Consider the following 12,703-nt stretch of genomic DNA (forward strand, 5'->3'; position numbering starts at 1 on the left):
GTTTCGCTCACTCGTTGCGCTGACGGCATTCGCCGCCGTCAATCCAGCCCTTGCTCAAACCACAGAGGAGACTCCCGCCATGCCCACTCCCGTTCAATCAGGCTATGCGCCGGTCAATGGCGTCGAGATTTATTATGAGGTGCACGGGCAGGGTACGCCCATCGTCCTGCTGCATGGCGGGCTGATGTCGGCCAGCAGTTTCGCGCCGATCGTTGGGACTCTGACCGAGAACCACCAGGTCATCGGCATCGACCTGCAGGGGCATGGCCATACTTTGCCGTTTGAGCGGCCGATGAGCTTTGAGGCTATGGCCGCCGACGTTGCCGGCGTGATCGAATATCTGAAATTGGACGCGCCCGCCGTGCTTGGTTATTCGCTGGGGGCGACGACCGCGCTGCGGCTGGCGCTCGATCGGCCTGAACTGGTCGGCAAGCTGATCGTGGTGTCCGCGCCTTATGCGTTCGAGGGTTGGCACAGCTATAATGCCGAAGGCATGCGCGCCATGACCGGCGAAATGGCGGCCGGCATGGTGGGCTCGCCGCTCTACAATGCCTATGCCGCCGAACAGCCCGATGCTGAGCAACACTTCCCCATTCTGCTCGACAAGGTCGGCGATATGATGCGCGGTGGGTTCGATTATTCCGCCGAGATCGGCAGCCTCAACATGCCGACCATGCTGGTTTATAGTGATTGGGACGCGATAAAGACCAGCCACATGGCTCAGTTCTTCGAGCTATTGGGTGGCGGCCAGCATGATGCGGGCTGGGATGGCTCGGGGATGAACCAGAACCGGCTGGCGATCATTCCGGGGCTGACGCATTACACGATGATCTCGCCGCAACTGGCCGAGATTGCGCTGGGATTTATCGGAGACGGTGAATAGACATTCCATCCGCGTGCCGCTCCTCCCCGCTAGGCGCTGTCCATTTTCTGAAGACTGCCGGTCAGCACTTTGGTGCGGGGAGGGCCGCTATAGGTGCCGTTGAGGCGTTCGAGCAGCATCTGCGTGGCCATGTTGGCTTGCAGGGCCGGCTGCACCCCGGCGCGGGTCAGGTGCGGGCGGATATAGTTCATCTGTGGCTGGTCGCCGTAGACGGCGACGGCAAGGTCTTCCGGGACGTGGATGCCGTGGTCGAACAGGCGGGCGATGCCGCCGAGCGTCATCAGGTGGTTGCCGAAGAATAGTGCCGTGGGCATGTGCTGTTTGTGCGTCTCTAGCAGCCAGTCGACGCCTTCAATTCCGGATGGCGCCAGGAATGTCCCTTCCCATTCCAGGATGTCGTCGGGCGCCAGGCCACTGTCCAGCAGGCCATTGCGCAGACCGCGGGCGCGGTCCATCGCCTCGCTGAAGAAATGCGGGCCGGTGATCTGCGCCACGCGGCGATGACCGCGTTCTGCCAGATACTTGCCCATGTCGTAGCATGCGCTCTCATCGTCGACCCGCAGGCTATCGACGGCCTGGTTGGGGAGCTTGCCGATAAAGACCGTGGGGATGTCGATGCTCAACAGGGCGTCGTGCATGCCGTGGAGGGCAAAGTCGCCGATGATCAGGCCATCGACCCGCTTGTTGCGGATTTGCCTGAGATATTCGTAGACGTGCTCCTGGCTATGGCCGCCGGGGACATCGGTGTTGAAGATCAGGGTGTCCAGACCAACCGCCTCCAGGTCCGTCTGCACGGTCTTGACCAACTCCGGGTAGAAGGGGTTGCGGATGTCGGGGATGAGCATGGCGACCATATTGGTGCGGCCGGTGCGCAGGCTCTGCGCCTGCGGATTTGGGAAATAGCCCAGTTCCGCCACGGCCTGCATCACGCGTTCGCGCAGATGCGGGGACACGCGGTCGGCATGATTGAGCACATGCGACACGGTGGTCCGGGACACGCCGGCGCGTTCGGCAACCTTGGAGATCGTTGTCATGGGTTAATTCGCTAGCATCCAAGCGGGCAGTTTGCAAATCGGTTTGTGAATGCATTTGCAAACCGATTTTTTGGTGCTACGGTTTGCTCGTCGGGAAACAATTCCCGGCGGCAGATGGCCAAACTGACATGAGTGCAGTGCCGAATCGCCTTCAGGGAGAACGATGCATGAGCCTTTTCGACAGCGCTTAGCCGAGGTTCCGCGAGCTTAATCATTCACGAGTGGCAGCCTCTCCCGACGGTTTTTGCGAGCGTCGGTGGCTCCGTCCTTTCGCCCATGTGCCAGCGCTTGGCTGGCCCGTGTCCGCCCCCGCTTTGACCTCATTCACTCTGGCAAATTCATGAACGCACCTTTTTCCGGCCTCGACCTCAATCTCGGGAATCTCTACCGCCTATCGGATGCCAGGACCCGCTCGATCTCCCCCGAGAACTTCACCGGGGAGAAGGGCCGTGGCGGCATGGCAACGGAGGGCACCGGCGCCAGCTGCGCGCGTGGCCTGGGGCAGGGCTGGAAAGTTTCGCCGTCCATCCGCATCGAGCCCGGCGAAACCCGGGTGCTTGCCGATATCGAAGGTCCGGGCGCCATCCAGCAGATCTGGCTGACCACGGCAAATCTGCGCTGGCGCGACCTCATCCTGCGCATTTACTGGGACAACCAGGAGCATCCGTCCGTCGAGGCGCCGGTGGGCGACTTCTTCTGCTCGGGCTGGAACCGCTTTGCCCAGGTGACCTCGCTGGCGGTCTGCGTCAATCCGGGACGCGCCTTCAATTGCTACTGGCAGATGCCGTTCCGCCAGCGCGCCCGCATCACGATCGAAAACCGCGATCCCGACGAGCATGGCATCATCTATTACCAGGTGAATTATGCGCTGACCGAGGTGCCCGAGGACGCCGCCTATTTTCATGCGCAGTTCCGCCGCACCAATCCGCTGCCGTTCAAGCAGGACTACACCATTCTCGATGGCGTGCAGGGCAAGGGCCATTATGTGGGCACCTACATGGCCTGGGGCACCAATAATTCGGGCTGGTGGGGCGAAGGCGAGATCAAGTTCTTCATGGACGGGGACAAGCAATTCCCCACCGTTTGCGGCACCGGTACCGAGGATTATTTCTGCGGCGCCTATAATTTCGACGGCGGCGTGGTCGATGAGACCATGGAGAGCGCCTACCGCGAATTCACCACGCCCTATGCCGGGCTGCCGCAGGTGTTGCGGGCCGATGGCGTCTACCAGAGCCAGATGCGCTTCGGCATGTATCGCTGGCATATCCATGATCCGATCCGCTTCGACACCGACCTGCGGGTCACCATGCAGGCGCTGGGCTGGCGCACCGAGAAGAAGGACCGGCGCTACCTGCCGCTGCAGGACGACATCGCCTCGGTCGCCTTCTGGTACCAGGTGTTGCCCACCGCGCCATTCTCGCAGCTTCCCGACCGCGACTATCTCGAAGTCATCTAGGCCATGAACCTTCTCCGCTACATTGCCGGGCGGCTCGTGGTCTATGTATTGGTGATCGTTTTTGCGCTCACCGTGCTGTTCTTCGTGCCGCGGCTCGGCCCGACGGATCCGGTCGAAGCCATGCTGGCCAAGGTCGCCTCCCAGGGCGCCTATATGGATGCCGCGCAGGTGGACATGCTGCGCCAGTCGCTTGCCGACACGTTCGGGCTCAATGGCTCGCTGCTGGAGCAGTATTGGGCCTTCATCAAGCGCATCGTCTTCACCGCCGATTTCGGCCCATCGTTATCGATGTATCCGACCCCGGTGATGGAACTGATCTGGAACGCGCTGCCCTGGACTTTCGGGCTGCTGCTGGTCTCCACGCTGATCGCCTGGGTGCTGGGGAATTTCGTCGGCCTGCTGTCGGGCTGGCGCCCGACCAGCAACAGCTCGCGGGTGATGGAAGGCATTGCGATCTGCCTCTATCCGATCCCCTACTACATCCTGGCGCTCGTGCTCTCGATCCTGTTTTCCTATGTGTGGAAGATCTTTCCGCTGACCACCACCATTCGCGGGGCGCCGTGGAGTTGGGACCTGATCGCCAGCATTGCCTGGAACTCGTTCCTGCCTGCCATGTCCATCGTCATCGTGGTGTTTGGCTGGTGGGTGATCTCGGTGAAGGCGCAGACCACAGCGCTGCGGGAAGAAGAATTCGTGCGCTATGCCCGGCTCAAGGGGCTCAGCGACGGGCGCATTCTCACCCGCTATGTGCTGCCCAATGCCATCCTGCCGCAGATCACGTTCCTGGCGCTGCAAATCGGGCTGATGTTCAACGGGTCGCTGATCACCGAGATCCTGTTCGATTATCCGGGCTTGGGGCTGCTGATCTATTCGGCAGTGCTGCAGGGCGACTTCAACCTCCTGATGGGCACGATCAGCCTTTCGGTCATCGCGGTTGCCACGGCGACCATGGTGATCGACCTGATCTACCCGCTCATCGATCCCCGTATCAGGCACAGATAGACCATGCGCAGCTTTTTCACCCATGCGCCGTTTCGACTGTATCTCGGCCTCTTTCTTGTCGCCGTGTTCGTGGTCATGGGCGTGATATTGCCCTGGTTCGCACCATCGGACCCCCTGGTCTGGTACACGGCACCCCGCAACCAGAATCCCAGCGCCGAATATCTGCTGGGCACCACGAGCCTTGGACAAGACGTGTTCTGGCTTTTGACCCATGCGCTGCGCAATTCGCTGCTGCTGGGATTGATCGTGGCCGGGCTTTCCACCGTCATTGGCGTGTTTCTCGGCCTGGCTGCCGGCTATGCCGGCGGCTGGCTCGACAAGGTGCTGTCATTCTTCATGGATGCCTTGTTGTGCATTCCCTCGCTGCCGATCCTGATCCTGATGGCGGCATTGTTTGGTGGCCAATTGGCGCTGCCGATCATCGGGCTCATCCTGGTGCTCTTCAACTGGCCGTATCCGGCACGGCAGGTGCGGGCCGTGGCGCTGACAATGCGCGAGCGCGAGTTCATCAACGTCGCCTGGTTCAGCGGGGAATCCAGTGTCCGCATCCTGGTGCGCCACATCTTCCCCTATATTGCGGGGTGGTCGGCGGCCAATTTCATCAACACCGTGCTGGTGGGTATTTCGACCGAAAGCGCCGTCGCGGTGATCGGGCTCTCCAGCGCCCAGCAGGCGACGCTGGGCACCATGATCTATTGGGCCATCAACTATCAGGCGCTGCTGGCCGGAAAATTCGTCTGGATCGGATCGCCTGTGGTGTCCATCGTGCTCTTGTTCATCGGCCTTTTCCTCGTGTCCTCGGGCCTGTCCATGCAGTCCGCGACCCGGAGGATGAGCGTATGATCACCATCGACAACGTCACGGTGGGTTACGGCACGTCCGGCTTCGTCACCGCCGTGGACGGGGTGAGCCTCACCATCAATGACAACGAAATCCTGGGCATTGCCGGGGAATCCGGTTCGGGCAAATCGACGCTCATGCGGGCCGTGTATGGCGACTTTTCCACGGGACTGCGGATCAAGAGCGGCACCGTTCGCGGACACTTCGAGGATGCGCGGACCGGGCATGCGATCGACGCGCCGTCGAGCGAATTCGGCAAGCTCTGGTGGGACCAGATCAGCTATATCCCGCAGGGCTCGATGAGCGTGCTCAACCCGCTGATGAAAATCGAGAAACAGGTGATCGACGGGCTGCCCGATCGCGAGCGGCAGGGTGGCCGAAGGGCGCTCAGGCAGCGGATCGTGGATTTCCTGGCCGGCTTCGGGCTTGAGGAAAATGTGCTCAACGCCTATCCGCACCAGCTTTCCGGCGGCATGCGCCAGCGGGTGCTGGTGGCCATTGCCGCGTTCGTTAATCCCCGTCTCATCCTTGCCGACGAGCCCACCACGGCGCTCGACGTGGTGGTGCAAAAGAAAATCCTGCTGATGATGGTCGAAATCCAGCGGCGCCAGCGCAATAGCCTGGTGCTGGTCTCCCATGACATGGGCGTGCACTACCAGATCACTGATCGGCTGGCGATCATGTACAAGGGCAAGATCGTGGAGGCCGGGCCAACGGCCGAGATCTTTGCCAATCCGCAGCACGATTACACCAGGAACCTCATCGCCTCGCTGCCGCGCCTGCATGGCAAGCGCTCGGCCGATGTGGTGGGAGAGCACGCATGAGCGGCGTTCCCATTCTCGAAGTGGATGGCGTCAGCCGGGAATACCGCAAGGGCGGGTTGTTCTCCGGCAGCGGGTTCAAGGCGGTGGACAATGTGTCCTTCTCCATGCCGGCGGTGCCGCAGGTCTTCTCCATCGTGGGGGAGTCCGGCTCGGGCAAGACGACGCTGGCCCGCATGGTGTTGCGTCTGGTCGAACCCAGCGCGGGCAGCATTCGCCTGCTTGGCCGGCCATTGACCGGACGGCATAAGGATCGCGTCGACGATCTCGAATTCCGCCGGTTGGTCCAGCCGATTTTCCAGAACCCGTTCGAGGCATTCAGTGCCTATCTGCCGATCGAGGACTATCTGCGCAGGACGGCGATCAACCTTAAAATCGCCCATACCAGCGCCGACGTGGACCAGGTTTGCGACCGTGCGCTGCGTTCGGTCGGGCTGAGCCTCGATCGCATTCGCGGCAAGTATATCCGCCAGTTTTCCGGTGGCGAACTGCAGCGCATCAGCGTTGCCCGCGCCCTTATTCCGCGGCCAAAGCTGATCGTGGCGGACGAGCCGGTGTCCATGGTCGACGCGTCGCTGCGCATGAGCATTGTCAACCTGTTCCGCCAGATCGTGGAAGAGCAGGGCGTGTCCTTCATCTACATCACGCACGACCTCTCGACCGCCTATTACCTGTCCGACCAGGTCTCGATCATGAATGCCGGCCGGGTGGTGGAGAGCGGCGTGCCAACCGACATCCTGGACCGTCCCACGCATAATTATACCCGCGAATTGATGGCCGCGATCCCAACCGTTGAGGAACGCTGGGGCGAGTTCGCTGCTATCGACGCCAAATACCGGACCAACCCGACCGGGCAGGCAGGTGCGCCAATGCACCAAACTGACCGTCACGCTTAACCAAGCAAGAGGAGGAGATCTTGTTGAAAAATTCCCTACGCAACGGCGCCAGAAGCAGACTATTCGCCCTCGGACTCGCGGTGGCCCTCGGTGGCACCATGCTCACCAGCTCGGCCCTGCCGGCCTGGGCGCAGCAGATGACCGATGTGGGCACGCCGCGCGAACAGACGCTCGTCGTGGACATGCTCAATGCCCGCGTTGGCAACCCGACCAACATGAACATGTACCAGCAGGGCGTGACCATCAATCAGGGTTATCACCAGCTGGCCGGCGCGCAGCTCTATGACATCGACACGGCCAAGGGGACGCAGATTCCCGACCTCGCCGCCGAAATGCCGGTGCCGAACGAGGACTTCACCGTGTTCCAGGTGAAGCTGCGCCAGGGCCTGACCTGGAGCGACGGCCAGCCGTTCTCGGCCGACGACGTGGTCTTCACCGACCAGATGATCCGCAACACATCGGCGCTTGCCTATAGCGCCGCCTATAGCGACCAGATCGCATCGATCACCAAGGTGGACGACAACAGCGTCGAGATCACCACCACGCGGCCAACCCCGCGCCTGTCGGTGGTGTTGGGTTCGGTGATCTATGGGAACTCCTTCCATGTCGTGCCCAAGCACATCTGGGAGAAGCAGGACCCGGCGACATTCCAGAATTTCCCGCCGGTTTCCATCAGCGCCTACAAATATAAGGACCATGATCCCAATGGAACCTGGTTCCTGTGGGAGAAGCGCGAAGACTGGCAGAATTCCGATGTCGGGCAGATCATCGGCGAGCCCAAGGCGCAATATGTGCTATTCCGCAGCTTCGGCACGGAAGAGCGCCGGGTGCTGGCCATGGCCGCCAATGATATCGACATCCTGACCGACATTTCGCCGGAAAGCCTGGATATCCTGCGTGGGCAAAATGACAAGGTGCGCGCCTGGTTCACCGATTTCCCCTATGCCAATCTGGATGACCCGTGCGAGCGCGGGATGCATTTCAACACATCCAAGGCGCCATATGACGATGCCAAGACCCGTTGGGCGCTGGCATTGGCGATCAATCTCGAGCAGGCCAGCATCGCTACGTTCTCGGGCATGCTGCGGGCTTCTCCGCTCGCCATTCCCCCGACCACCGTGCTCATGGACACCTACCATCAGCCCATGAGCCAGTGGCTCAGCGAGTTCACGCTAGAAGACGGCTATAAGCCGTTTGACCCTGATTATGCCCTGCGCCTGGGCGAGCGGCTGCGCTCGGAGGGGGTGGAGAATATTCCCGAAGACCCCGCGGCGCTGCGCGAACTGCTGGGGGTCGGCTGGTGGAAACACGACCCGGCCCAGGCCACCAAAATGCTCGAGGAGGCCGGCTTTACCAAGAATGGCAACCAGTGGATGAAGCCCGATGGTACCCCGTTCACCATCAACATCCTGGCGCCCGCCGATTTCGAAATTGAGTCACAGCGTCTCGCGTTTGCGGTCGCCAATGAGTGGACCCAGTTCGGCATTCCCGCCCAGGTGCAGCAGATGCAGGCCGGCGCGTTCTTTACCGCAGAGAACACCGGCGATTACGAGGTTGGCTCCTATTGGGGCTCGTCCTGCGCCATCACGCCGGACCTCTTCGTGCGGATGGAAGGCTGGCACAAGGATTATGTCCGCGACAACGGCGTGCCGACATCCTCAAACCAGGGCCGCTATGTCGATGAGGAACTGAGCACACTGATCGACGGACTTCGCGCCATGCCGGCCGATGATCCCAAGATCGTCGAGACCGGCACGGAAATTCTCAAGGAGCTGGTGGAAGGCCTGCCAGTGATCGAGATGTTCGGCACTTCCAAGTTTGTGCCGGTCAACGAGACCTATTGGACCAATTATCCTGCCGCGGACAATTACTACGAAGGTCCGTGGTGGTGGTGGAGCAATTTCAAGTTCATTGCCGCCCAGTTGGAGCCGGCTGCGCCCGGCCAGTAAAACGACTTCCAACGGCGGGTGCATGCCCGCCGTTGGACCATCCGCGCTTGAGCCCAAATGTCGCGGGCTTTAAAATTGATAAGCGTTGTCATATTAGGTAGAGCCTTCTCATTCAACAGGAGAACGGCTCATGAAATCAGTTTTGCTCGCCGCCCTCGCCGCCACCGTGCTCGCGACATCGGCGGCCGTTGGCCAGGACATTGTGGTTGCGCACGCCCAGGGCGAAACCAGCCTGACGGGTGTTCCCACCAAGGTATTGGTGCAGGACTGGGCGACCTTCGATAATCTGCACGCCTTGGGCGTGGTTGCTGCCGGCGTGCCCGCTTCGAACGCTCCGCGTTACCTGCAGGAGGCTGTCCCTGCGGATGCGCTGCGGATTGGCTCGCTGTTCGAGCCTGATTTCGAAGGGATCGCTGCCGCCGACGCGGACGTGTATTTCGTCGCGGCCCGTTCGGCCGAGGCCTATGGCACCGCAAAAGACATCCTGCCTACGATCGACATGTCGCTGGCGGACAATGCCGACATTATCGGCGGCATCGAAGGCAATCTCACCAAGCTTGGTGAAATCTTCGGGCTGCAGGACAAGGCCGCAGAACTCAATGAAGCGCTCGATGCCAAGGTTGCCGAGGTGAAGGCTGTCGCTGAAGGCAAGGGCAATGCGCTGGTGCTGGTGACCAATGCCGGCAATCTGGGCGTCTATGGACCCGATAGCCGCGTCGCCTGGATTCACAATCAGCTCGGCATTCCTTCGGCGATGCCCGATGTCGAGGATGGCGATCATGGTGGCGACGGCGTGTCGTTTGAATTCGTGCTCGAGACCAATCCGGATTGGCTATTCGTGGTCGACCGTGATGCCGGTACCGGGGAATCGAGCGGCGCCGCGGCAGCGCTGCTGGACAACGAATTGATCAACCAGACCAAGGCCGCGCAGGCCGGCCACATCATATATCTCGATCCCCAGGCCGCCTATATCACCATGCACGGCTATACCGGCGTGATGCTGATGCTCGATCAAGTGCTCGCCGGCCTCAACGGCTAATTCCCGACCCTGTTCCGCCCGGCCCAGGCATAGGGGCCGGGCGTGCACAATATGGAAGGCCGGCCAGTGCGCATGCTCAGCCTCGCCATCGCCGTGACGATCGCGCTCGCTATCGTGAGCCTCTTCATCGGCGTGAGTAACATCTCGCTGCTGGGTTTGCTGTCGGCCAGCCCGGAAGAGCGGCCGATGCAGGTGCTGCTGATCAGCCGCATTCCTCGCACGCTCGCGATTATCCTGTCGGGCAGTGCCATGGCGGTGGCGGGTCTTGTCATGCAGATGATCGTGCGCAACCGGTTTGTCGAGCCCTCGACTGCCGGCACGACCGAGTCGGCGAGCCTGGGCTTTCTTGTGGCCACCCTCGTTGTGCCCGGCTGGCCGTTGATGGGCAAAATGCTGATCGCTGCAGGATTTGCGCTTGCCGGCACGGCGCTGTTCCTGCGCATCCTGCGTGCTGTGCCGTTGCGCGACGTGATGCTGGTGCCGCTGGTCGGCATCATGCTGGGCGGCATCGTTGGCGCTGTGGCCAGCTTCATCGCCTATCGCTTCGAGCTGCTGCCGTCTTTGCTCGCCTGGAACATGGGTGATTTCTCAGGCATTCTGCGCGGACGTTACGAGTTGCTGTGGATCGGGTTTGGCTGCGCCGTCCTCGCCTATATCGCGGCCGATCGCTTTACCGTCGCCGGCATGGGGCGGGACTTCACCACCAATCTTGGCCTCAACTATCAACGGGTCATGGTATTGGGGCTGGTGATCGTCTCGCTGGTCAGCGCCACCGTGCTGGTCACCGCCGGCTCGATCCCCTTTCTGGGGCTGATCATTCCCAATCTCGTGAGCCTGATGGTTGGCGACAATATGCGCCGAACGGTGCCCTGGGTCGTGGTGATGGGTGCGGGCTTTGTCCTGGCCTGTGACGTCCTTGGCCGCATCATACGGTTCCCCTATGAAATCCCGATCAGCGTCGTGGTCGGCGTCATCGGCAGCGCGGTGTTCCTCTATCTCCTGTTGCGGACACGCCGCCATGCCTGAAGCCGCCACCACACTCGTCCCCGCGCCTGGTCTGCGCCGCATCGGTGGACTATCCCGTCCGGCCTTCGTGCTGCTGGTCCTTGGCGCGCTGACCCTGATCTCGATTGTTTGCTTCATGGTGCTCGGCGCCAAGGGCAGCTGGAGCTTTGTCATCCCCTTCCGCGGGCGGAAGCTGCTGGCGTTGTGCCTTGTCGCCTATTCGGTGGCGATATCGACGGTGCTGTTCCAGACCGTCACCAATAATCGCATCCTCACGCCCTCAATCATGGGGTTTGATGCGCTCTATGTGTTGCTGACCACGGCGACGGTGTTCTTTCTCGGGGTCGGTGCGCTGACCGGCATTGATCCGCAATTGCGGTTCGGCATCGAGATCGTCGCCATGGTGGTGTTCTCCGGCCTGCTGTTCCGCTGGCTGTTTCTGGGCGAGGAGCGCAACCTGACCCTGTTGGTACTGGTTGGCATCGTCTTCGGCATCCTGTTCCGCAGCCTCAGCCAGTTCATGCAGCGGATGCTCGATCCGAACGCCTTCCAGGTGCTGCAGGATTCCTTCTTTGCGAGCTTCGCGACCGTCGATACCACGCTGCTGTTCATCGCCAGCGGCGTAGTGGTGCTGGTGAGTCTGGTCGCAATGCGGCTGGCACACACTTTCGATGTGCTGGCGCTGGGCCGGTCCCACGCCATCAATCTGGGGATCGATTACCGGCGCACGGTGGTCATCATCCTGATGCTGGTTTCCGTGCTGGTGGCGGTATCGACGGCGCTGGTCGGGCCGATCACCTTTTTCGGCTTGCTGGTCGCGACGCTGGCCCACTCCCTCGTCGGCAATAGCCGCCACTGCTATGTGCTGCCGGCGGCGGCACTGCTGGCTATCACGTGCCTTGTCGGTGGCCAGACCATTCTGGAACGCATCTTCGCCTTCGACACCGCGCTCTCGATCATCATCGAGTTCCTGGGGGGCATCGTTTTCATCATTCTCGTTCTGCGAAGGGCCGCACGATGATCGTCGCCGATGAGGTCACCAAAAAATACGGCAACACCAGCGTCGTCGATGGCGTCTCGCTCACCTTGCCCAGGAGCGGCATCACCTCGATCATCGGGCCGAACGGGGCAGGCAAATCGACTCTGTTGTCGATGATCAGCCGCCTGATGAGCATGGATCGGGGCACTGTGACGGTGGATGGGCTCGATGTCACCACCACCGCGAGCGACGTGCTGGCGCGCCGGCTCTCGATCCTGAGGCAGGACAATCACATGACCGCGCGCCTCACTGTGCGGGACCTGGTGAGTTTCGGCCGCTATCCATATACCAAGGGTCGGCTGACGCAGGAGGACAGGACCCATATCGAGGCTGCCATTGGCTATCTCAATCTTGCCGAACTTTCCGACCGCTTCCTCGATGAGCTGTCAGGCGGCCAGCGCCAGCGCGCCTTCGTTGCCATGGTGCTCTGCCAGGACACCGATTATGTGTTGCTCGATGAGCCGCTCAACAATCTCGATTTGAAGCATGCCGTCAGCATGATGCAGCAGCTGCGCCGCGCCGCTCGCGAGTTGAAGAAGACCATCGTGGTGGTGCTGCACGATATCAATTTCGCCTCGGTCTATTCAGACCACATCGTCTGTATGAAGGACGGCAGGATCGCTCATGAAGGCCCGCCGGAAACCATCATCACCAGCGATGTGCTCACCGCCATCTACCAGACCCCGGTCCGCGTCGAGCTGATCGGGGAGCGTCGTATCGGCATCTATTACGAATAGCA

At 61.4% G+C, this 12,703-nt stretch carries 12 protein-coding genes; 11 read left to right on the forward strand and 1 reads right to left on the reverse strand.

Annotated features, from left to right (window positions below; translation table 11 throughout):
- Window positions 1–79 precede the first annotated feature (79 nt).
- Window positions 80–883, forward strand: coding sequence for an alpha/beta fold hydrolase (locus N8A98_RS16300; protein WP_262166824.1), 804 nt, complete (start codon window positions 80–82; stop codon window positions 881–883).
- 29 nt (window positions 884–912) lie between these two features.
- On the opposite strand, the gene N8A98_RS16305 is transcribed toward N8A98_RS16300, so the two are convergent.
- Entirely contained in the window at window positions 913–1,917 is a 1,005-nt protein-coding gene (locus N8A98_RS16305) for a LacI family DNA-binding transcriptional regulator (protein ID WP_262166826.1), read from the reverse strand.
- A gap of 340 nt (window positions 1,918–2,257) precedes the next feature.
- Between N8A98_RS16305 and N8A98_RS16310 the strand changes: the two genes are divergently transcribed.
- The 10 genes from N8A98_RS16310 (at window position 2,258) to N8A98_RS16355 (ending at window position 12,701) form a co-directional block, all read left to right on the forward strand.
- Entirely contained in the window at window positions 2,258–3,373 is a 1,116-nt protein-coding gene (locus N8A98_RS16310) for a glycoside hydrolase family 172 protein (RefSeq protein ID WP_262166827.1), read from the forward strand.
- A gap of 3 nt (window positions 3,374–3,376) precedes the next feature.
- Window positions 3,377–4,375 (forward strand): ABC transporter permease, encoded by a 999-nt coding sequence (locus N8A98_RS16315; protein ID WP_113123839.1) that lies wholly within the window; start codon window positions 3,377–3,379, stop codon window positions 4,373–4,375.
- A 3-nt stretch (window positions 4,376–4,378) separates the two neighbouring features.
- The gene (locus N8A98_RS16320) at window positions 4,379–5,218 is read left to right on the forward strand and encodes an ABC transporter permease (protein WP_262166829.1); all 840 of its coding nucleotides are present in this window, start codon (window positions 4,379–4,381) and stop codon (window positions 5,216–5,218) included.
- On the forward strand, window positions 5,215–6,039 hold the full coding sequence (locus N8A98_RS16325) for an ABC transporter ATP-binding protein (protein ID WP_262166830.1): 825 nt from the start codon (window positions 5,215–5,217) through the stop codon (window positions 6,037–6,039). Before N8A98_RS16320 ends, N8A98_RS16325 begins: the two co-directional genes overlap by 4 nt.
- Complete coding sequence (locus N8A98_RS16330; protein WP_262166833.1) at window positions 6,036–6,932, forward strand: ABC transporter ATP-binding protein; 897 nt, start codon at window positions 6,036–6,038, stop codon at window positions 6,930–6,932. The genes N8A98_RS16325 and N8A98_RS16330 overlap by 4 nt, the downstream gene beginning before the upstream one ends.
- Window positions 6,933–6,955: 23 nt before the next feature.
- Window positions 6,956–8,881, forward strand: a complete 1,926-nt coding sequence (locus tag N8A98_RS16335) for an ABC transporter substrate-binding protein (RefSeq protein ID WP_262166835.1) — start codon at window positions 6,956–6,958, stop codon at window positions 8,879–8,881.
- A gap of 130 nt (window positions 8,882–9,011) precedes the next feature.
- Window positions 9,012–9,920 carry a siderophore ABC transporter substrate-binding protein gene (locus N8A98_RS16340; protein WP_262166837.1) on the forward strand — a complete coding sequence of 303 codons (909 nt, stop codon included), beginning with the start codon at window positions 9,012–9,014 and terminating at the stop codon, window positions 9,918–9,920.
- Window positions 9,921–9,986: 66 nt separating this feature from the next.
- On the forward strand, window positions 9,987–10,946 hold the full coding sequence (locus tag N8A98_RS16345) for an ABC transporter permease (RefSeq protein WP_262172032.1): 960 nt from the start codon (window positions 9,987–9,989) through the stop codon (window positions 10,944–10,946).
- Complete coding sequence (locus N8A98_RS16350; RefSeq protein WP_262166838.1) at window positions 10,939–11,946, forward strand: iron chelate uptake ABC transporter family permease subunit; 1,008 nt, start codon at window positions 10,939–10,941, stop codon at window positions 11,944–11,946. Before N8A98_RS16345 ends, N8A98_RS16350 begins: the two co-directional genes overlap by 8 nt.
- A complete protein-coding gene (locus tag N8A98_RS16355) occupies window positions 11,943–12,701 on the forward strand; it encodes an iron ABC transporter ATP-binding protein (RefSeq protein ID WP_262166840.1) in 759 nt (252 codons plus the stop codon). Before N8A98_RS16350 ends, N8A98_RS16355 begins: the two co-directional genes overlap by 4 nt.
- Window positions 12,702–12,703 lie beyond the last annotated feature (2 nt).

The organism is Devosia neptuniae (assembly GCF_025452235.1).
In the GTDB taxonomy this organism is placed as follows: domain Bacteria; phylum Pseudomonadota; class Alphaproteobacteria; order Rhizobiales; family Devosiaceae; genus Devosia.

Excerpts from the sequence above, each read along its gene's own strand:
- N8A98_RS16355 (WP_262166840.1), top strand. The coding sequence starts at position 11,943 with ATGATCGTCGCCGATGAGGTCACCAAAAAATACGGCAACACCAGCGTC.
- N8A98_RS16300 (WP_262166824.1), top strand. The coding sequence starts at position 80 with ATGCCCACTCCCGTTCAATCAGGCTATGCGCCGGTCAATGGCGTCGAG.
- N8A98_RS16320 (WP_262166829.1), top strand. The coding sequence starts at position 4,379 with ATGCGCAGCTTTTTCACCCATGCGCCGTTTCGACTGTATCTCGGCCTC.
- N8A98_RS16330 (WP_262166833.1), top strand. The coding sequence starts at position 6,036 with ATGAGCGGCGTTCCCATTCTCGAAGTGGATGGCGTCAGCCGGGAATAC.
- N8A98_RS16305 (WP_262166826.1), bottom strand. The coding sequence starts at position 1,917 with ATGACAACGATCTCCAAGGTTGCCGAACGCGCCGGCGTGTCCCGGACC.
- N8A98_RS16340 (WP_262166837.1), top strand. The coding sequence starts at position 9,012 with ATGAAATCAGTTTTGCTCGCCGCCCTCGCCGCCACCGTGCTCGCGACA.
- N8A98_RS16310 (WP_262166827.1), top strand. The coding sequence starts at position 2,258 with ATGAACGCACCTTTTTCCGGCCTCGACCTCAATCTCGGGAATCTCTAC.
- N8A98_RS16325 (WP_262166830.1), top strand. The coding sequence starts at position 5,215 with ATGATCACCATCGACAACGTCACGGTGGGTTACGGCACGTCCGGCTTC.
- N8A98_RS16315 (WP_113123839.1), top strand. The coding sequence starts at position 3,377 with ATGAACCTTCTCCGCTACATTGCCGGGCGGCTCGTGGTCTATGTATTG.
- N8A98_RS16350 (WP_262166838.1), top strand. The coding sequence starts at position 10,939 with ATGCCTGAAGCCGCCACCACACTCGTCCCCGCGCCTGGTCTGCGCCGC.